This window comes from Mycolicibacterium sichuanense (assembly GCF_033741125.1).
In the GTDB taxonomy this organism is placed as follows: domain Bacteria; phylum Actinomycetota; class Actinomycetes; order Mycobacteriales; family Mycobacteriaceae; genus Mycobacterium.
In genome coordinates this window covers 342,250-362,481 of sequence record NZ_JAWQPU010000007.1, presented here as the reverse complement: position 1 = coordinate 362,481, position 20,232 = coordinate 342,250, and the positions used below count along the sequence as shown (strand labels likewise).

Sequence of the window (20,232 nt, the reverse complement as noted above, 5' to 3'; positions counted from 1 at the left end):
AGCACGAGAACAGCTCCGGCACGCCATCCGACGTGCCGCGACCCACCATGCAAGGAGCAGCCATGACCACGCCACCAGCCGAACGACTCTCGGTCGAAGACCTGTTCAGTCCGCCCGAGCGCGCGGGCGCGACCATCTCACCGGACGGTGCCCGGATCGCGTACCTGGCGCCCTGGCGCAACCGCCTCAACGTCTGGATTCAGAACGCCGACGGCACCGGCGAACCCCGACGCGTCACCTCCGATGAAACCCGCAGCGTAATTCCGTACCAGTGGACCGACGATCCCCGCTGGCTGCTGTACATGCAGGACTCCGGCGGTGACGAGAACTGGCACCTCTACCGCGTCGATCTGGACGACGAAGACGCTGCCGCAGTCGATCTCACCCCGTTTCCCGGCGTTCGGGCGACGTGCCAGCTGCCGGGCGGGCTTGCCGGCAAGGCGATCGTCTCGATGAACTCCCGGACCCCCGAACTGCTGGATGCCTACGAACTGGACATCGCCAGCGGCGAGCTGGTGCTCCTGGCGCAGAACCCCGGACACGTCTCCGGCTGGCTGAGCGGGCACCACGGCGAACTGTTCGCCTCGAGCACCGCCCCCGACGGCAACGTCGAACTCTCGCAATGGGATTCGTCGACCGCCACCCTGCGTCGCATCACGGTGTACGACGGAGCCGACAACCCGGTGGGCATCCATCCGGTGGAGGTCACCCCCGACGGCACCGGGCTGTGGCTGGGGTCCAACCGGGGCAGCGACCGCACCCGACTGGTCCGGCTAGACGCCGCGACCGGTGCGGAGGTCGAGGTCGACAGCCACCCCCGGTTCGACCTCGGCGGTCAGCTCGGGCTGCCACCACCACTCATCCTCGACCGGCGCACCGGCGCACTGCTCGGCGCCCGGTATGCCGCCGAGCGGCAGGTCATCCATGCCCTCGACCCCCACTTCGCGGAGGTGCTGAAGAATTTGGAGGCCCTCTCCGAGGGTGACCTTGCCTCGATCTCGTCCGACGACGAGGGTCGGCGCTGGGTGGTCGGCTTCACCCACGACCGGGATCCGGGGGTCACCTACTTCTACGACCACGCGACGGGGGAGAGCCGGCTGCTCTTCCGGGCCCATCCGCACCTGGATCCCGAGACGCTGGCGCCGATGCGCCCCGTCACGATCACCGCGCGCGACGGTTTGGCGCTGCACTCCTATCTGACGCTGCCGGTTGGCCTCGAACCGGTCGGCCTGCCGCTGGTCCTGCTGGTCCACGGCGGCCCCTGGGCGCGCGACGCCTGGGGCTTCCAGCCCGACGTCCAGCTCTTGGCCAACCGCGGATACGCGTTGCTGCAGGTCAACTTTCGGGGTTCGACCGGGTACGGCAAGGCCTTCGTCACGGCGGCGATCGGCCAGTTCGCCGGCACGATGCACGACGACCTCGTCGATGCCGTGGACTGGGCGGTGGAGCAGGGTTACGCCGACCGCACCCGGGTCGCCATCTTCGGCGGCTCCTACGGGGGTTATGCCACGCTGGTCGGTCTGACGTTCACCCCCGAGGTGTTCGCCGCGGGCATCGACTACGTCGGCATCTCGAATCTCGCCAACTTCATGCGCACCCTGCCGGCCATCGCCAGACCGCATCTGGCCAGCAACTGGCACCGCTTCGTCGGCGACCCGTCCGACCCGGCGCAAGAGGCCGACATGCTGGCCCGCTCGCCCATCACCCGGGTCGACCGGATCGAGGCACCACTGCTGGTCATCCAGGGGGCCAACGACTCTCGCGTCGTGCAGGCCGAATCCGACAACCTGGTGCAGGCACTGCGGGACCGCGGCGTCGAGGTGGAGTACCTGCTCAAGCAGGACGAGGGGCACGGCTTCCTCAACCCCGACAACCAGATCGACATGTACGGCGCGGTCGAGCGGTTCCTGGCCCGGCACCTCGGCGGGCGGTGGACGATGGAGCCATGACGCGCGACGCCGTCCTGGACACCTACCGCTACCTGCGCGGGGGCATGGCGGTGATGATCGTCCTGCTCGGCGCCGCGATCCTCATCGAACGGCTGCACGCCACCTGCTGGCAGACCTCGATCAGCGCCTACTACTTCACCTCGGCACACGCGGTGTTCATCGCGGCACTGTGCGCGCTGGGCGCCATGCTGATCGTCTACCGCGGCAGCAGCGACACCGAGGACGTCCTGCTGAACCTGGCGGGCATCCTGGCGTTCATCGTCGCGATGGTGCCCACCTCGCGCCCCGTGCTGCTCTGCGGCGGCGCCGATCTGGGCATCGGAAGCCAGTCGGCGATCCCGAACGCCTGGGCCGTCGTCATCGCCCTGGCCGTCTCCCGGGCCGCGTCGTGGTGGATGTACCGGCACACCGGCACTGGGCCGTCGCGCAGCCCGCTCGGCACCGCCGCCCTCTGGGTGCAACGCGCCCTGCTGGCGGTGGGACTGGTCGCCCTCGCGGCGTTCCCCGCGTGGTTCCGCACCAACGCGCACGGCATCGCAGCCGTCGCGATGTTCGCCTCGATCATCGCGACCGTGGTGATCACGGCCTTCGTCGCCGGCAACCAGGACGCCGACAAGTGTCCGCACCGCCGGCGCTACCAGCGCGTCTACCAGGCGATCTCGTGGGCCATGGCGGTCACGCTGGTGGTGGCGGTCTGCCTGCACCAAGTGCTGGACGGCTTCAACCACGCGATCATCGGCGTCGAGACCGCACTCATCGCCGAGTTCGCCATCTACTGGCTGGTGCAGACCATCGAACTGTGGGGCACCCCGACCAGGGCCACGCTGATTGCGGCGCCGGACAACCGCGTGCTGCGGGCGCTCTAGCCGCCGATCTCGACCTCGCCGTCGCGCACCCTGGTCCGGAAGACCGGGAGTGCGACGCTCGGATCATCCAGGCAGACACCGTCGTCGAGCGCGAACGCCTGCTTCTTGATCGGCGACTGCACGCAGACCCGGCCAACGCGATCGCCGAGGATGCCGCGCGACATCACGGCCGCGCCGGAGAATGGGTCGACGTTGCCGACCGCGCGCAGCGAGCCATCGTCGAGGCGGAACAGCGCCACCTGCACCCCCTCGGGGAGCAGCACTCCCACACCCCGGCCGGGTAGGAGGCGGTCGTAGGGACAGGCCGGCGTCCAGACGCCGACGGCACTGGCGTCGTCGAGGAGTGTCATGCCGACTCCGATCTGTGAATCGCCGGGATGCCAAGCACCGTCGGCACCTTGCGTCCCGACTTCTCGGTGAACTCGATGGTGGGGTCCGGTTCCCCGGGAGCGTTGACGAACGAGACGAACCGCGAGAGCTTGTCCGGATCGTCCAGAACGGCCTTCCACTCGCAGGCGTAGCCGTCGACGTGTCGGGCGACCGCATCCTCGAATTCCGCGGCCAGACCGAGCGAGTCGTGGCAGACCACGTCGCGGAGATGGTCGAGCCCGCCCTCAAGGCTCTCCAGCCACGGGGCCGTGCGCTGCAGCCGGTCGGCCGTACGGATGTAGAACATCAGGAAGCGGTCTACGTAGCGGACCAGCGTCTCGCCATCCAGATCGCCGGCCAGCAGCTGCGCGTGTTTCGGTGTGGCTCCGCCATTTCCACAGACGTACAGGTTCCAGCCCGTCTCCGTGGCGATGACGCCGACGTCCTTGCCCCTGGCCTCGGCGCACTCGCGCGCACATCCCGAGACGCCCATCTTGATCTTGTGCGGGGCGCGCAGGCCTCGGTAGCGCAGTTCGAGGTCGATCGCCATCTGCACCGAATCCTGCTGGCCGTAGCGGCACCAGTCGCTGCCGACGCAGCTCTTCACCGTGCGCAGCGACTTGCCATACGCCTGGCCCGATTCCATCCCGCCGTCGACCAGCCTGCGCCAGATCTCGGGCAGCTGGTCGACCGTCGCACCGAACATGTCGATGCGCTGGCCACCGGTGATCTTGGTGTACAGCCCGAAGTCGCGGGCGATCTCGCCGATCAGGATGAGCTGGTCGGCCGTGATGTCGCCACCGGGCACCCGCGGCACCACGGAGTAACTGCCGTTGCGTTGGATGTTGGCCAGGAAGTGGTCGTTGGAGTCCTGTAGCGACGCCTGCTCGCCGTCGAGGATGTGATCGGAACTGGTCGACGCCAGGATCGAGGCGACGACGGGTTTGCATATGTCGCAACCCCTTCCGCTGCCGTAGCGCGCGATCAAGCCGGAGAAGGTGCGGATGCCCGAGGCCGCGACGATCTCGAACAACTCGGCCCGCGACTGACCGAAGTGTTCGCACAGCGCCTTGCTCTGCTCGACGCCCTCGGCCTCGAGCAGTTGCTTCAGCAGCGGGACGCACGATCCGCACGACGTGCCCGCCTTCGTGCACCCCTTGAGGGCCGGCACGTCGGTGCAGCCGCCGATGATCGCTGCGGAGAGGTCGCCCTTGGTCACGTCGTTGCACGAACAGATCTGCGCGGCGTCCGGCAGCGAACCGACTCCGAAACCGGTTGCGCCAGAACCGGATCCAGTCGGGGTGATGATTGCCAGCGGATCACCGGGCAACCGTTCGCCGACCATCGGCCGCAGCATGCCGTAGGCGCTGGCGTCGCCAACCAGGACGCCGCCGAGCAACGTCGCGGCATCGTCGGAGAGGACGAGCTTGGCGTAGGTCTGCTTGACCGCGTCGTTGACCACCACCTCGAGGCAGTTCGGAGTGGTGCCCATCGCGTCACCGAAGCTCGCCACGTCGACGCCGAGCAGCTTGAGCTTGGTGGACACATCGGCCTCGCCGAACTCGGCGGTGCCACCGAGCAGGCGATCGGCCACCACCTCCGCGCTGGTGTAGCCAGGCCCGACCAGGCCGTAGCATCGGCCCTCGATGGCGGCCACCTCGCCGATGGCGTACACACTGGGATCGGCCGTGCGGCAACCGGAGTCGGTGAGGATGCCACCGCGTTCGGCGATCGGCAGACCGGCCGCGCGGCCCAGCTCGTCACGCGGCCGCACACCGGCGGCGAAGATGACCAGCCCGGCATCGATCGCGGTGCCGTCACTGAGATCGACCACGACGCCCTGCTCGGCACGCTCGATCGAGTCGGTGCCCACGTCGACGTGGACGGTGATGCCCAGTGCAGACACCATGCGATTCAGCAGCGCACCGCCCGCCTCGTCGAGCTGCTGGCCCATCAACCGCGGAAACCGCTCGACGATGTGCGGTGTCATGCCGAACCGACGCAACGCATTCGCCGCCTCGAGGCCAAGCAGCCCACCACCGATGACCACACCCGTCGCGCCGTCACCCGCACGCAGCGCGTCGGCTCGGATCGCGTCGAGATCCTCGAGGGTCCGGTAGACGTGGCAGTTCTGCAGATCGTGGCCAGGCACCGGTGGCACGAAGGCATACGAGCCGGTGGCCAGCACCAGGGCGTCATACGGGATGCGGCGCCCGAGCACCGTGGTGACGAACTTGCCTGCCGTGTCGATCTTGGTGACGCGATCGCGCAGGATCAGCTCCACACGCTCGTCACCGTCGTAGTCGTTGCCGGGCAAGGCAAGCCGGGCACGGTCCCAGTGCTCGGTGTACCCCGTCAGACCGACGCGGTCGTAGGCCGCGTCGCGCTCCTCGGCCAGGACGGTGACCCACCAGCGGTCCTCGACGTCGCGCGCGCGCAGCGCCTCCACGAAGCGGTGCCCGACCATGCCGTGGCCGACGACGACGACACGCTTCTGCGAGAACATGCCGACACGGTAGGCAGCCGAGATTGCGGCCATGTCGCCGTGCGTGAAGCAGCCGTCACGGTGTGCTCACGCGCGTCGAAGGCCCGGTGTGAGGCTCGAGCTCGAGACTCAGACGTGGCCGGCGTTGGTCGGCGTCGTGGTGCCGTAGGGATTCGAGATGGTCGGGGGTGTCGTGGTGGTCGAGTCGTCGGCGGTGGGCTCGTCGGCGGTGGTCGGGGCACCGGTGACCACGGGCAGGCCGCCGTCCTGGCTGGTCTGCACGCTTGGCGGGGCGTAGCTCGTCGTCGACGAGGACGTGGTGAACGCCGACGCCGACGTGGTGTCCGTCGTCGCCGCCGGTGGCGGGGTGAACCGCGGGGCGTGAGCGGCATCGGCCGTCCGAAGCACCGCGACCACCAGCACGACGATCAGCGCCGCGGCTGCCGCGCCGGCCGCCCAGATCACCCCGGGGTGCTCGTGCCAGTCCCACCGCTCGTCCTCGTCGTCCACGGCGTGGATCGTAGGGCCATGGCATGAACTACGTCCGCCAGGCCAGATGGCTCCTCACGTCCGCCAGCGCCCCAGCAGCGTCTCCGCATGCCCCGAAAGCACCCGCTGGAAGAACGGGCCGAAGCTGATCCGGCCCACCCCGAGCGGGCCGAAGGACGCGGGATCGTCGGTGTCGGGCAGCGCGATCGCGTTGACCGGCAGGGGGAGCTCCGAGGTCAGGCGGCGCATCGTCTCCGGATCGTGCCTGCCCACCGGGTAGAGGCTGTCGGCCCCTGCCTCGGCGGCGAGTTTCAGGCGCGCGACGGCCCGGTCGACGCGATCGGCATCCTCACCGTCGTTGCGGATGAACAGATCCGTGCGGGCGTTGATCACCACCGGCACCCCCGCCGCGTCGGCGGCCGCCCGCAGCTCCCCGACCAGTGCCGCGTGTTCCTCCGGCGTGCGCAGTCGCTTGCCCTCCCGGTGGACGGTGTCCTCGACGTTCAACCCGACCGCACCGGCCGCGAGCAAGCCCTCGATGAGGCGCTGTGGCGCCTCGCCGTAACCCGATTCGACGTCGACCGAGATCGGGACGTCGACGGCGCCGGTGATCTGCGCGACGCGCGCGGTCAGATCCGCGAACGACATGCCCTCGCCGTCGTCCTTGCCGACCGAATCGGCCACCGGATGACTGCCGATCGTCAATGCGGCAAACCCCGCGTCGACGGCCAGCGTCGCCGACCACGCGTCCCACACCGTGGGCAGAACCACCGGGTCACCCGGCACGTGAAGCGCCTTCAGCGCGGCCGCGCGCTCCTGCAAGACCTCTTTCGACACTCTCCAACCTCCACTCTCGGACGTGACCTGTCTCACTCTCGAGTCCAACTGTGACTAGCATCGATTGTCGTACTGTGATCCATGACACCCTTCAGCCCAAGGAGGTCAACTCCGTTGTCCACTACCACCGAACTCGACCAGCTACACGAGCTGATCGGCGGCCTACGCCGCTGCGTGACGTCACTCGCCTCACGTTACGGCGACAGCACGGCGATGCGCCGGATCGTCAACGACGCCGAGCGCATCCTCAACGACGTCGACCGACTCGACATCGACGCCGAGGAGTTGAACCTCGTTCGCGGGGTGAGCCAGCACCACCGCACGCTCGAGAAGATCGGCATCCCGGACACGCAGTACGCCAGCGACTTCTGGCAGGACGTCGACGACGAGGGCCTCGGGGGCACGCGCTAGACCACCGATCGACCAGATTCCGACACCACACGATGAAGTGAGGACCCCTTGAGCGCACCCACCGCCGACCGCCACGGCACAGGTGTCTTCTCACCGACGCGAGCGCAGATCTCGCAACGCACGCTGCGGACCGATCAGTGGTGGCGTTCGCCGCTCATCACGGACCTGGGATTCGCGGCGTTCGTGATCTACGCGACCGTGCGGGCGTTCCTCCAGAACAACTACTACGTCGCCGAATACCACTATCTGACGCCGTTCTACTCGCCGTGCATCAGCAAGGGCTGCACCCCGGAGGCCAGTCACTTCTGGCCGCAGATCCTGCCCGACGTGTGGTGGCTGCCGTATGCCGCACTGTCGCTGCCGTTCCTGCTGCTGTTCCGGTTGACCTGCTACTACTACCGCGGCGCCTACTACCGGTCGGTCTGGCAGTCGCCGACGGCCTGTGCGGTGGCCGAACCGCACGCCAAGTACACCGGCGAGACGCGGCTCCCGCTGATCATCCAGAACACCCACCGGTACTTCTTCTACATCGCCGCCATCATCTCGGTGATCAACACCTACGACGCGATCAACGCCTTCCAGTCGCCGTCGGGCTTCGGATTCGGTTTGGGCAACGTCATTCTCGTCGTCAACGTCGTCATGCTGTGGGTGTACACGCTGTCCTGCCACTCCTGCCGCCACGTCGTGGGCGGCAGGCTCAAGCACTTCTCCAAGCACCCCGTGCGCTACTGGATGTGGGGCCAGGTCAGCAGGCTCAACACCCGGCACAAGCTGTATGCGTGGGTCACGCTCGGCACGCTGATGCTGACCGACTTCTACGTCATGCTGGTGGCCAGCGGCACCATCTCCGACCTCAGGTTCGTCGGTTGATCCTGCAGTCCGACAACGCAATTCACGAGCTAGCGAGGAACACATAGATGGCTGCTGAAGTCGAACGGCACGAATACGACGTGGTCGTGATCGGCGCCGGCGGCGCTGGACTGCGCGCGGTGATCGAGGCCCGCGAGCGCGGCCTGCGCGTCGCGGTGGTGACCAAGTCCCTGTTCGGCAAGGCGCACACCGTGATGGCCGAGGGCGGCTGCGCGGCGGCGATGCGCAACGTCAACACCAAGGACTCCTGGCAGGTGCACTTCGGCGACACCATGCGCGGCGGCAAGTTCCTCAACAACTGGCGGATGGCCGAACTGCACGCGCAGGAGGCCCCCGACCGGGTGTGGGAGCTGGAGACCTACGGGGCGCTCTTCGACCGCACCAAGGACGGCAAGATCAGCCAGCGCAACTTTGGCGGGCACACCTACCCGCGGCTGGCCCACGTCGGCGATCGCACCGGTCTGGAGATCATCCGCACCCTGCAGCAGAAGATCGTCTCGCTGCAGCAGGAGGACAAGCGCGAACTGGGTGACTACGACGCCCGCATCCGGGTCTTCCACGAAACCTCGATCACCGACCTGATCCTCGACGACGGCAAGGTGGCGGGCGCCTTCGGGTACTACCGCGAGACCGGCAAGTTCGTGCTGTTCGAGGCGCCGGCCGTGGTGCTGGCGACCGGCGGCATCGGCAAGTCGTTCAAGGTGTCGTCGAACTCCTGGGAGTACACCGGCGACGGGCATGCACTGGCCCTGCGCGCGGGCTCGGGTCTGATCAACATGGAGTTCATCCAGTTCCACCCGACCGGCATGGTCTGGCCGCTGTCGGTGAAGGGCATCCTCGTCACCGAGGGGGTGCGCGGCGACGGCGGAGTGCTGAAGAACTCCGAGGGCAAGCGGTTCATGTTCGACTACATCCCCGACGTCTTCAAGGGCCAGTACGCCGAGACCGAGGAGGAGGCCGACCAGTGGCTCAAGGACAACGACTCCGCCCGTCGCACCCCTGACCTGCTGCCGCGCGACGAGGTCGCCCGCGCCATCAACGAAGAGGTCAAGGCCGGCCGCGGCACGCCCCACGGCGGCGTGTACCTCGACATCGCCTCGCGCATGCCGGCCGAGGAGATCAAGCGGCGGCTGCCCTCGATGTACCACCAGTTCATCGAGCTGGCCGAGGTCGACATCACCAAGGACGAGATGGAGGTCGGGCCGACCTGCCACTACGTGATGGGTGGCATCGAGGTCGACCCCGACAGCGGCGGTGCGGCGACCCCCGGCCTGTTCGCAGCCGGCGAGTGCTCAGGCGGCATGCACGGGTCCAATCGGCTCGGCGGCAACTCGCTGTCGGATCTGCTGGTGTTCGGCCGGCGGGCCGGGTTGGGTGCCGCGGACTACGTGCGGGGACTGCCGGAGCGGCCGAAGGTGTCCGCCCAGGCCATCGACGACGCCGCCACGCTGGCGCTGTCGCCGTTCGACGCACACGAGAACCCGGAGAACCCGTACACGCTGCATGCCGAACTGCAGCAGTCGATGAACGATCTGGCCGGCATCATCCGCAAGGAGGGTGAGCTGCAGGAGGCCTTGGTCAAGATCAACGAGCTGAAGTCCCGGTACGCCAACGTCACCGTGGAGGGCGGCCGGGTGTTCAACCCCGGCTGGCACCTGGCCATCGACATGCGCAACATGCTGCTGGTCAGCGAGTGCGTCGCCAAGGCGGCGCTGCAGCGCACCGAGAGCCGCGGTGGGCACACCCGCGACGACTTCCCGCAAATGGACGCGGCGTGGCGCAACAAGATCCTGGTGTGCAAGGTCGACCAGGTCGGCGCGGGCACCGAGGCGGTCGTCCCCGAGGTCACCGTGACGCCCGAGCAGCAGCCTCCGATGCGGCCGGATCTGCTTGCGACCTTCGAGCTGACCGAACTCGAGAAGTACTACACCGACGATCAATTGGCCGAGCACCCCGAACGGAAGGCCTGACATGGCGGCATACGACGCGAAGCTGCGAGTGTGGCGCGGCGACGACGACGGCGGGGAATTGAAGGACTACACGGTCGAGGTCAACGACGGCGAGGTAGTGCTCGACATCATCCATCGCTTGCAGGCCACCCAGACACCCGACCTCGCCGTGCGGTGGAATTGCAAGGCCGGCAAGTGCGGTTCCTGTTCGGCGGAGATCAACGGCCGGCCGCGGTTGATGTGCATGACGCGGATGTCGACCTTCGGCGAGGACGAGACCGTCACCGTGACCCCGCTGCGCACCTTCCCGATCATGCGCGACCTGGTCACCGACGTGTCGTTCAACTACGAGAAGGCGCGCCAGATCCCGTCGTTCACCCCACCGAAGGACCTGCAGCCCGGGGAGTACCGGATGCAGCAGGAGGACGTGAACCGCAGCCAGGAGTTCCGCAAGTGCATCGAGTGCTTCCTGTGCCAGAACGTCTGCCACGTGGTGCGCGACCACGAGGAGAACAAGGAGAACTTCGCGGGTCCGCGGTTCCACATGCGCATCGCCGAGCTCGACATGCATCCCCTGGACGTCGCCGACCGCAAGGACATGGCCCAGGAGGAGTTCGGCCTCGGCCTGTGCAACATCACCAAGTGCTGCACCGAGGTCTGCCCGGAACACATCAAGATCACCGACAACGCCCTGATTCCGATGAAGGAGCGCGTCGCCGACCGCAAGTACGACCCGATCGTCTGGTTGGGCAACAAGCTCTTCAAGAGATGAACCACGGCCGGCACCAGGCGGCGTAGTCTCGGAAAGAGCGGCAAGAAGCCTATTCAGCGACGAAGGGGCAATCTGGTGAAAACTGGAGAAATCAAGAGCGTCAACGACATTCGCACGGCCATCCGCGAGTTGACAGCGCGTGCCGAGCTGGCCCGCAAGGAGGACAGGCGCGACGACGCAGCCGAGCTCGACAAGCGGATCCAGCGCTACCGCGAGGAGCTCGGCGCCCGACCGTAGCCGGTCATCAGCCGCCCAGGCGGCGAAACGCGCTGCGGTGGAACACGATCGGCGCTTCGATGTCCGGATCGTCGTGCACGGTGATGTCGTGGACCCTCAGCACCACGATCGTGTGATCGCCAGCGGGCACCAGCTGCTCGATGGCACTCTCCAGCCACACGCTGGTGCCATGGATGAACACCGCACCCCGGTCGGACGACCGCGTGTCCAGCCCCGCGAAGCGGTCACCCGTCTTGGCCGCCAATGTCTTCGCCGCCGCGTCATGCGACTCCCCGAGCACGCTGATTCCCAGGTAGGGCAAATCAACCAGCTTGGGCCACGTCGTCGAGCTGTTCTGCACGCAGAACGCCACCAGCGGCGGATCCAGCGACACCGGGACGAAGGTGCTGGCGGCCAAGCCGACGCGCACGCCGTCGACCTCGGCGGCGATCGCGATCACGCCCGACGGAAAGTGCCCGTACGCCTCACGCAACGAGGTCGGGCTCAGGTCGGTGCCGCTCATGACAACTCCATCTCTACGAGTATCCGGGTCGGTCGCCATTGTCGTCGCGAAGACGGTTCGCGGCCATGGTCAGGATCGACGTGAACACAAGCGGCCAAACCTCGCCTTCACAGCGTTCCGGGAGGCGCACCGCAAGATCACACGGCCGAATACCTGGCGGTAATCTGACGCGCATGCCCCAGCCGACTCTCCTCTCCCTGCTGCGCGAGCGTGCCGGCCTCCAGCCCGACGACAAGGCGTTCACCTACACCGACTACGACCAGGACTGGGCCGGCGTCGCCGAGACCCTGACCTGGGCGCAGGCCTACCGCCGCACCATCAACGTCGCCACCGAGGTGGCTCGCCACGGTGCCGTCGGCGACCGTGCGGTGATCCTGGCCCCGCAGGGGTTGGACTACATCGCCGCCTTCCTCGGCGCGATGCAGGCCGGGCTGATCGCCGTCCCGCTGTCGGTGCCGTCGTTCGGCGCGCACGACGAACGCGTGAGTGCGGTGCTGGCCGACACGTCGCCGACCGTCATCCTGACCACCAAGGCCGTGGCGCCCAGCGTCACCGAGTACCTCGGCGACTCGACCAGCGACGTGGAGCCGGTGGTGATCGCCGTCGACGGCCTCGACCTGGACGGACGCAACGGGTCCGGCCCCCGCATCAAGGATGCGCCGGAGACCGCCTACCTGCAGTACACCTCCGGCTCGACGCGACTGCCGGCCGGTGTGATGATCTCGCACCGCAATCTGCAGGCCAACTTCGAGCAGCTGATGGCCCACTACTTCGTCCAGTACGGGGGCATCGCGCCGCCGGACACCACCATCGTGTCCTGGCTACCCTTCTACCACGACATGGGCCTGATCCTCGGCGTCTGCGGACCGATCCTCGGCGGGTACCGCAGCGAACTGACCAGCCCGATCGCCTTCCTGCAGCGACCCGCCCGGTGGGTGCAGGCGCTGGCCACCCATCCCCACGTCTTCTCGGCCGGGCCCAACTTCGCCTTCGAACTCGCGGTCCGCAAGACCACCGACGACGACCTGGCCGGGCTCGACCTGAGCGGCGTGCTCAGCCTGGTCAGCGGCGCCGAGCGGGTGCACCCCGCCACGCTGAACCGCTTCGTCGAGCGGTTCGCCAAGTTCGGCTTCCGCGAGGACATGATGCGGCCCTCCTACGGCCTGGCCGAGGCGACCGTGTATGTCGCCAGCCGGTCGTCGGGGCAGCCGCCGGAGATCGTGCAGTTCGACACCGACCAGCTGGCCGACGGCACCGCGGCCCGCGTCGCCAGCGGAACCCCGCTGATCAGCTACGGGGTGCCGGACTCCCCCTACGTCCGGATCGTCGACCCCGAGGCCGGCGTCGAGTGCCCCGCGGGGGGCGTCGGCGAGATCTGGGTCAACGGCGACAACGTCGCCCAGGGGTACTGGCGCAAGCCCGAAGAGACCGCGCGGACCTTCGGCGGCACGCTGACCTCGCCCACCGAGGGCACGCCGGAAGGGCCATGGCTGCGGACCGGTGACCTGGGCTTCATCTCCGAGGACGAGATGTTCATCGTCGGCAGGATGAAGGACCTGCTGATCGTCTACGGGCGCAACCACTACCCCGAAGACATCGAGGCCACGGTCCAGGAGATCACCGGAGGCCGCGTCGCAGCGATCCCGGTGTCGGTGGACCACGAGGAGAAGCTCGTCACCATCATCGAAATCAAGAAGCGCGGCGACTCCGAAGCGGAGGCGATGGCCAAGCTCGGCGCCGTCAAGAACGACGTCACGGCCGCCATCTCGGCGCACCACGGCCTCAACGCCGCCGACCTGGTGCTGGTGCCCCCTGGCTCGATTCCCACCACCACCAGCGGCAAGGTGCGTCGCGCCGCGTGCGTCGAGCAGTACCGCGCCGGGCAGTTCACAAGGGTGGACGCCTAGCCGGTCCGCGGGATCCGGCGTCGACCCGATGTGGCTGACCCTGCTGGTGATGGCGGTCGCCGTCAGCCTGGAACCCTTCCGCATCGGCATGACGGTGCTGATGCTCAACCGGCCGCGGCCGCTGCGGCAACTGGTCGCGTTCCTCTGCGGCGGTTTCGCGATGGGCGTCTCGGTCGGCCTGCTCGTCCTATTCGTACTGCGGCCGGCGTTGCTGGGGTCGCGGCACTTCACCCTGCCCAAGGTGCAGATCGTGATCGGCGTATTGGCGCTGCTAGTGGCCGCCATCCTGGCCACCGGGGTCCGGCTCCCGGGCACCGACGAGGAGGGCCGGCTGGCGACGTGGGGCCGCCGGCTGGCCAACGGCAGCTCGCTATGGGTGGCCGCGCTGGCTGGTCTGGGCATCGCGCTGCCGTCCGTCGACTACCTGGCGGCGCTCGCCGTCATCCTTGCCTCGGGAGCTTGCGCAACGACACAGCTAGGGGCGCTAGTGGCGTTCAACGTCGTCGCATTCGCCCTGGTCGAGATCCCGCTGGTCGCCTACCTGGTGGCGCCGGACCCGACGCGCACGGCGATGGACGGCCTGCACCGGTGGCTGCGGTCGCGGCGCCGCCGCGACGTGGCCGCGCTGTTGGCGGGGATCGGTGTGCTCCTGGTCATCGCCGGATCGGTCGGCCTGTAGCGCCCTCCTGCAGATGATTCACAGCACGTCGCCACACCTCGGGTGGTGCGCCACGCATCGGGCTGCAGTAACGTGGCAGACGAAAACCGGTCATTGATCGCGGTTTTCGTGGCCGCATCGGCATCCGGGCGATCCAGGAAGAAGACTTTGAGACGACTACTCGCAGGAGCGCTGGCGCTGGGAGTCGTCGGTTCGGCAGGTGGATTCGGTACCGGCGTGGCGATCGCCGATCCTGCTCCCTTCGCCCCGTACCCGACGCCGTCGCCCGTGGGTGACGCCTCCACTGCGCAGGTCGTCTACGCCCTCGGTGGTGCACGTCCGCCTGGCATCCCGTGGGTGGACTACACCAACCGCGCCGGCAACGAGTACTTCCCCGGCGCCAAGCGCGACCTCATCGACTATCCGGCCGGTGCGCCGTTCAGCTGGGTGCCGTCGATGCTGCTGCCGCAGGGTTACTCCCCGGACCGGGTGTCCATCGGCGTGGCCGCCAAGGACGCAACCAACAGCCTGGACAAGGCGGTCCGCGGCGGCGATCAGCCAGCCGCGGCCGTCGGCCTGTCGCAGGGCACCCTGGCGCTGGACCAGGAGCAGGTGCGGCTGGCGAACGACCCGAAGGCGCCGCCGCGCGACAAGCTGCAGTTCACCACGATCGGCGACCCGACGGGCTACCACGCCTTCGGCAAGAGCTTCCTGGCCGGCATGTTCCCGCCAGGCAGCTACATCCCGTTCATCGACTACACGATGCCCAAGCAGGTCGACAGCCAGTACGACTCCAACCGCGTGGTGGCGACCTACGACGGGCTCTCGGACTTCCCGGACCGTCCGGACAACCTGATCTCGGGTCTCAACGCGTTCGCCGCCTCGGCGATCGTGCACACCCCGGCCGCGTTCACCGGTCCCGGTGACGTGCCGCCGCAGAACATGCGCACCACGGTGAACTCCAAGGGCGCGACCACCACCACGTACCTGATCCCGGTGAACCACCTGCCGTTGACGCTGCCGCTGCGCTACCTCGGCATGTCCGACGGCTTCGTCGACCAGATCGACAGCGTGCTGCAGCCGATCGTCGACTCGGGGTACTCGCGCTACGACGACCCGAACAACCGGCCGGTGTCGGTGGACCCGGTGCACGGCATGGACCCGATCGGCATCCTCGATCCGGCCACGAAGGACACCATCGAGGGCACGTTCGCCCAAGTGCGCAGCTTCCTGCCGCCCCTGCCCTGACGGGTGCGCAACATGTCGTAGGTTGGTGGCATACTCGAACACATGTTCGAGACGCGATCGCCGGTTGCGCTCATCGGGGTGCTCGAGGACTGCCACCGGCGCGAGTCCGCGGTGATCGCGGCCCGCATGTCGGCGATCGGGGAACTACTGCGTCACCGGACTGCCGAGGCCGAGGACTCCCCGGCTGCGGATGACCCTGGGTATGCGGTCATCACGGGCTTCGCCCGCACCGCCGCCGAGGTGGCCGCCGTGATGAATCTGGCCCCGTTGACCGCCAGCACCATGGTGGGTCACGCCGAGGCCCTCGACACCCGCCTGCCGGAGATCGCCGCGCTGCTGGCCCAAGGCCGGATCGACTGGCGCACGACACATCTGCTCGTCAGCCGCACCGAGCTCGTCGACCGGGAGATGATGCCGATGCTCGACCGGTTGCTGGCCGACCGCATCGAAGCCTGGCAGTCCTGGTCGCGCCGGCGGGTCGTCAACGCGGTCGACGCTGCCGTGCACCAGCTGGACTCCGCCAGCGTCAAGGAGCGTCGCGTCACCGCCGACACCGCGCGCCACGTCACCGTCAGCAGCCAGCCCAACGGCATGGCCCACCTGCGCGGCACCCTTCCCGCCACCGCCGCGGCCGTCTTCGACAGGCGGCTCACCGAACTCGCCGGGGCGGTCTGCCCAGCCGACCCGCGCACCCTCGACCAGAGGCGCGCCGACGCCCTTGTGGCGCTCGGTGACGGGCGCGAGCTGACCTGCGAGTGCACCCTGCGCGACTGCCCCAGGCGCGTCGTCGACGGCCCGGCTCGACCCTCGAGATTCGTCATCAACGTCATCGCCACCGAGGACACCGTGTTCGGGCGCGGTGCACGACCGGGTTACCTCGACGGTTACGGAGTGATCGACGCCGACGAGGTCCGTCGACTGGCCGACCACGCTGCCGTGCGCACGGTCGGCGAACCATCCGCCGACGGTGCGGCTGCGCGGAGTTACCAACCCGGCGCCGCGCTCGCACGGTTCGTCCGCTGCCGCGACCTCACGTGCAGGTTCCCGGGTTGCGATCGCCCCGCCTGGCGCGCGGACATCGACCACACCGTGCCCTTCGACCACGCCTACCCGCACATCGGCGGGCAGACCACACCGCGCAACACCAAGTGCTACTGCCGAGAACATCACCGGCTCAAGACCTTTCACGGTGGGCCGGCCGGCTGGCGCGACGAGCAGCTGTCCGACGGCACCGTCGTGCTCACCTCACCCACCGGCCGGGTCTACCGCACCACGCCAGCAGGCGTCGACCTGTTCCCCGATCTGGCACCGGCCTGCGCCGAACCCAAACCTCGCCGGCGCAGCCGTCGCAGGGAGAAGGGCGCGGACACGAGTAGGCGGCGCAACGAGCTTCAAGCTCGACGCCCCGTCAACGCCGAGACCCGCCGCTGCAACCGGGCCAGGGCCCACGAGATCGACCTTCGCGCGTGGCGCAACGACGTCCGCCGACGGCTGCTGGTGTTCAAGGGCGGCCATCCCAGCACCAGCCCGTGGTGCACGTGGGCCAACGACCACAGCGAAGACCAGGACATCGGCGCCGACTGGCTGCCGCCACCACCGACGCACACCGACGACGGCGGCGCGCCGCCGTTCTGACCGTCAGTCGGCGACGGCGTCGAACACCGTCTTGCGTTCCTCCGGCTCCTCGCGGAGATCCTTCTCCCACGGGCGAGACGGCCACCAGCTGGCGCGGCCCAGCAGCGCGGCGATCGAGGGCACGGTGATGCTGCGCACCAGGAACGTATCGACGAGGATGCCGATGCCGATGACGAAGCCGCCCTGCACGACGACGCCAATGCTGGAGAACAGCAGCCCGAACATCGACGCCGCGAAGATCAGCCCCGCCGCGGTGATGACGCCGCCGGTGGACCGCACCGTCCGGATCACCCCCGAGCGCACGCCCATCCCGGATTCCTCGCGCAGCCGCGAGGCCAGCAGCATGTTGTAGTCGGCACCCACCGCTACCAGCACCACGAACGCCAAACCTGGCACGCTCCAATGCAATTGCTGCCCGAGGATGACTTGGAAGAACAGCACCCCGATGCCGAGGGCGGACAGGTAGGACAGCACAACCGACCCCACCAGGTACAGCGGCGCCACCACCGCCCGCAACAGCAGCGTCAGGATCAGCAGCACCACGATCACCGTCACCGAGACGATCAGCTTGATGTCGTGGTCGTAGTAGTCGCGGGTGTCGCGCAGCGTGACCGGATACCCGGACATCGAGATCGACGCATCCGACAGCGAGGTATTCGGTTGAGCGCCCTTGGCCGTCGCCAGGATGGTGTTGACCTGATCCATGGCCTCGGTGCTGAACGGGTTGAGGTCGGTCTGCACGAAGTACCGCACCGAGTGCCCGTCGGGCGAGATGAACAGCCGGGCCATCTTCTTGAAGTCGTCGGTGCCCAGCACCTGCGCCGGGATGTTGAACCCGGCCATCGATGGGTCGGAGGCGTTCTGCCCCATCGACATCAGGAAGCTCGACGCCTGGTCGAGTCCAACGCCCATCCGCTTGGTCTGATCCACCAGCAGCTGCACGCCGTCGGCGATCTGACGGCTGGCCCCGGCCAGGTCGTTGGCCTTCTTCTGCACCGTGCCCACCTGAACGCGGGCACTGCGGGCGTCGGTGACGCCCAGCTTGTTCAGGGCGACGGTCGCGTTCTCCAGCGACGAGCTCAACGTGTCGACGGTGTCGGAGAGCTTGTCCAGCGGCCCGGTGTTCTGCAGCTGCTTGGCCAGCGTCACCATCTTCTGCAGCGACCCGTCGTCACGGGCGGCCTGCAGCCGGTAGAACTGCCCCCGCGCGGTGATGCAGACCGGGTTGGCGTTGCACACCGGGCTGGCGTCCAGCGACGCGATCACCGGATCGAGCCACGCGAAGTCGGCGTTGTAGTTCGCGAAGCTGGTCTCCATCAGCTGTCCGAGTTGGCGGATGCCCGCGATGATCTTCTTCGCGTCGCCGAACTGGCTCAGCGTGGTGCCACCACCGAACTGGCCCTGCACGGTCGCGAGGGTGTCGATGAGGGTGCGCACGCTGCCAACGGCCTGGTTGATCTGCCCGCGCGCGCCACCAAGGCCGTCGGCCATCTGGTTTGCGCCCGAAGCCAGCCGGTTCAGGTCACCCGTGCTGCCGTTGATCAGATCCGACGCGCCGCCGAGCTGATTGCCGACCTGGCCCGCCTGGTACGTCGCCCTGGCCTCCTCGAGCGACTGCCCCGTCGGCCGGGTGACACCGCGGACCATGGCGATGCCGGGGATCTGGCTGACGCGCTGCGCCATCTGCTCCAGGTCGGCGAGCGCCTGCGGGGTGCGCAGGTCGTTCTTCGAGGTGATGAACAGGTACTCGGGGATGGTCTGGTTGACCGGGAAGTGCCGCTCGAGGGCGGCGTAGCCGATCGAGCTCTCCACCGAATCGGGCAGCTGCTTGCGGTCGTCGTAGTTGAAGTTCGCCAGACCGGCGCAGCTGGCCAGTGCCAGCAGGATGACCAGGCTGGCCACCAGGTGCCGGGCCGGCCGGCGCACGATGCGGACGCCGGTGCGGCGCCAGAACCTGGCGGTGAGCTCGCCGCGGGGCTTGACCCAGCCGCGCGGGCCGGCCAGCACCAGTACCGCGGGCAACAGGGTGACCGCCGCCAGGAACGCGACGGCGATCGCCACCGCGAGCGCCACGCCGACGGTGGAGAACACCCCGAGTTTGGCGAAGCCCATGCCGAGGAAGGTGACGCCGACGGTCGCCGCCGACGCAGCGATGACCTTGCCGATCGACACCATCGCCTTCTGGACGGCCCGGATCGGGTCATCGCCGAGGCGCACGTAGTCGTGATATCGGCTGATCAGGAAGACGGCGTAATCGGTTCCGGCGCCGGCGATCATCGCGCTCAGGAAGACGATGGTCTGATTCGAGATGGCCAGGCCGGTGAACAGCGAGATGGCGGCGACCACCCCCTGCGCCGTCAGCAGCGACGCCCCGATGGTGACCAGCGGCAGCATCATGGTCGCCGGATTGCGGTAGATGACCGCCAGGATGATCAGCAGCAGGATCGTGATGGCCAGCTCGATGGGCAGCCGGTCGTTGGCTCCCGCGACGGTCAGGTCGGCGACGGTGGAGGCGGGTCCGGTCAGGTTCGCCGTGAGCGAGGTGCCGTCGACGGTGTGCCTGACGATGTTCGCGACCCGCGTGTACGCGGTGTAGGACTCCGGGGTGCCCAGCTCACCGGCCAGCCCGACGGGCAGGATCCACGCCTTGCCGTCCTGGCTGGCCATCACCTGCCGCAGCTCGGGGGTGCTGACGAAGTCCTGCAACATCTGGACGTCGGCGTTGTCCTGGCGCAACCGGTCGACGAGGGTCGCGTAGACCTTCTCGTCCGCCTGGCCCAGACCGTGGTCGTTGGTGAGCAAGACGACCAGGATGTTCTCCGAGCCCGCCTCCTTGAAGGTCTCGGTGATCTCCTTCGCCGTCACCGATGACGGTGCGTCGGCGGGCAGGATCGCGACGGGGTTGCGCTCCGACATCACCGTCAGCGACGGCACCGTCAGCGGCAACGCCAATGCCAGTACCGCCCAGCACGCGACGACGACCCACGGCCACCTGGAGACGAACTGACCTAGCCGTTCGAAGATGCGCTTACCTCCGCAGTAGTGAAG

At 68.2% G+C, this 20,232-nt stretch carries 17 protein-coding genes; 11 read left to right on the top strand and 6 right to left on the bottom strand.

Going from position 1 to position 20,232, the window contains the following annotated elements; translation table 11 throughout:
- The first annotated feature begins 62 nt into the window (after positions 1-62).
- Both SBI80_RS22275 and SBI80_RS22270 read left to right on the top strand, forming a co-directional pair.
- The gene (locus tag SBI80_RS22275; protein WP_318976997.1) at positions 63-1,949 is read left to right on the top strand and encodes a S9 family peptidase; all 1,887 of its coding nucleotides are present in this window, start codon (positions 63-65) and stop codon (positions 1,947-1,949) included.
- Positions 1,946-2,815: a hypothetical protein gene (locus SBI80_RS22270; RefSeq protein WP_318976996.1), complete on the top strand. Its 870-nt coding sequence runs from the start codon at positions 1,946-1,948 to the stop codon at positions 2,813-2,815. The genes SBI80_RS22275 and SBI80_RS22270 overlap by 4 nt, the downstream gene beginning before the upstream one ends.
- On the opposite strand, the gene nirD is transcribed toward SBI80_RS22270, so the two are convergent.
- The 4 genes from nirD to SBI80_RS22250 form a co-directional block, all read right to left on the bottom strand.
- Entirely contained in the window at positions 2,812-3,165 is a 354-nt protein-coding gene (nirD, locus tag SBI80_RS22265) for a nitrite reductase small subunit NirD (RefSeq protein WP_318976995.1), read from the bottom strand. The two genes, SBI80_RS22270 and nirD, sit on opposite strands and share 4 nt — an antisense overlap.
- On the bottom strand, positions 3,162-5,690 hold the full coding sequence (nirB, locus tag SBI80_RS22260; RefSeq protein ID WP_318976994.1) for a nitrite reductase large subunit NirB: 2,529 nt from the start codon (positions 5,688-5,690) through the stop codon (positions 3,162-3,164). The genes nirD and nirB overlap by 4 nt, the downstream gene beginning before the upstream one ends.
- 108 nt (positions 5,691-5,798) lie before the next feature.
- Positions 5,799-6,179: a hypothetical protein gene (locus SBI80_RS22255; RefSeq protein WP_318976993.1), complete on the bottom strand. Its 381-nt coding sequence runs from the start codon at positions 6,177-6,179 to the stop codon at positions 5,799-5,801.
- A gap of 54 nt (positions 6,180-6,233) precedes the next feature.
- On the bottom strand, positions 6,234-6,995 hold the full coding sequence (locus SBI80_RS22250) for an isocitrate lyase/PEP mutase family protein (RefSeq protein WP_318976992.1): 762 nt from the start codon (positions 6,993-6,995) through the stop codon (positions 6,234-6,236).
- A gap of 81 nt (positions 6,996-7,076) precedes the next feature.
- On the opposite strand from SBI80_RS22250, the gene SBI80_RS22245 reads away from it, so the two are divergent.
- The 5 genes from SBI80_RS22245 to SBI80_RS22225 all read left to right on the top strand — a co-directional run bounded on the left by SBI80_RS22245 (position 7,077) and on the right by SBI80_RS22225 (position 11,234).
- Entirely contained in the window at positions 7,077-7,406 is a 330-nt protein-coding gene (locus tag SBI80_RS22245) for an Rv0250c family protein (RefSeq protein WP_489685610.1), read from the top strand.
- A 48-nt stretch (positions 7,407-7,454) separates the two neighbouring features.
- Positions 7,455-8,276, top strand: a complete 822-nt coding sequence (locus SBI80_RS22240) for a succinate dehydrogenase subunit SdhC (RefSeq protein ID WP_318976990.1) — start codon at positions 7,455-7,457, stop codon at positions 8,274-8,276.
- Positions 8,277-8,323: 47 nt separating this feature from the next.
- Positions 8,324-10,246 (top strand): fumarate reductase/succinate dehydrogenase flavoprotein subunit, encoded by a 1,923-nt coding sequence (locus tag SBI80_RS22235; RefSeq protein WP_318976989.1) that lies wholly within the window; start codon positions 8,324-8,326, stop codon positions 10,244-10,246.
- A 1-nt stretch (position 10,247) separates the two neighbouring features.
- Positions 10,248-10,997: a succinate dehydrogenase/fumarate reductase iron-sulfur subunit gene (locus tag SBI80_RS22230; RefSeq protein WP_318976988.1), complete on the top strand. Its 750-nt coding sequence runs from the start codon at positions 10,248-10,250 to the stop codon at positions 10,995-10,997.
- Positions 10,998-11,072: 75 nt separating this feature from the next.
- Positions 11,073-11,234, top strand: a complete 162-nt coding sequence (locus SBI80_RS22225; RefSeq protein ID WP_318976987.1) for a hypothetical protein — start codon at positions 11,073-11,075, stop codon at positions 11,232-11,234.
- A 7-nt stretch (positions 11,235-11,241) separates the two neighbouring features.
- Here SBI80_RS22225 and SBI80_RS22220 read toward each other — a convergent pair whose 3' ends face one another.
- A complete protein-coding gene (locus SBI80_RS22220; protein ID WP_318976986.1) occupies positions 11,242-11,736 on the bottom strand; it encodes a flavin reductase family protein in 495 nt (164 codons plus the stop codon).
- Positions 11,737-11,909: 173 nt separating this feature from the next.
- Here SBI80_RS22220 and SBI80_RS22215 point away from each other — a divergent pair, with 173 nt between their 5' ends.
- The 4 genes from SBI80_RS22215 to SBI80_RS22200 all read left to right on the top strand — a co-directional run bounded on the left by SBI80_RS22215 (position 11,910) and on the right by SBI80_RS22200 (position 17,184).
- Entirely contained in the window at positions 11,910-13,643 is a 1,734-nt protein-coding gene (locus tag SBI80_RS22215) for an AMP-binding protein (protein ID WP_318976985.1), read from the top strand.
- A 28-nt stretch (positions 13,644-13,671) separates the two neighbouring features.
- Positions 13,672-14,322, top strand: coding sequence for a GAP family protein (locus SBI80_RS22210; protein ID WP_318976984.1), 651 nt, complete (start codon positions 13,672-13,674; stop codon positions 14,320-14,322).
- Positions 14,323-14,469: 147 nt separating this feature from the next.
- Entirely contained in the window at positions 14,470-15,549 is a 1,080-nt protein-coding gene (locus SBI80_RS22205; RefSeq protein ID WP_318976983.1) for a PE-PPE domain-containing protein, read from the top strand.
- A 42-nt stretch (positions 15,550-15,591) separates the two neighbouring features.
- Positions 15,592-17,184 (top strand): HNH endonuclease signature motif containing protein, encoded by a 1,593-nt coding sequence (locus SBI80_RS22200; RefSeq protein ID WP_318976982.1) that lies wholly within the window; start codon positions 15,592-15,594, stop codon positions 17,182-17,184.
- Positions 17,185-17,187: 3 nt separating this feature from the next.
- On the opposite strand, the gene SBI80_RS22195 is transcribed toward SBI80_RS22200, so the two are convergent.
- Positions 17,188-20,208, bottom strand: coding sequence for an MMPL/RND family transporter (locus SBI80_RS22195; protein WP_318977041.1), 3,021 nt, complete (start codon positions 20,206-20,208; stop codon positions 17,188-17,190).
- Positions 20,209-20,232 lie beyond the last annotated feature (24 nt).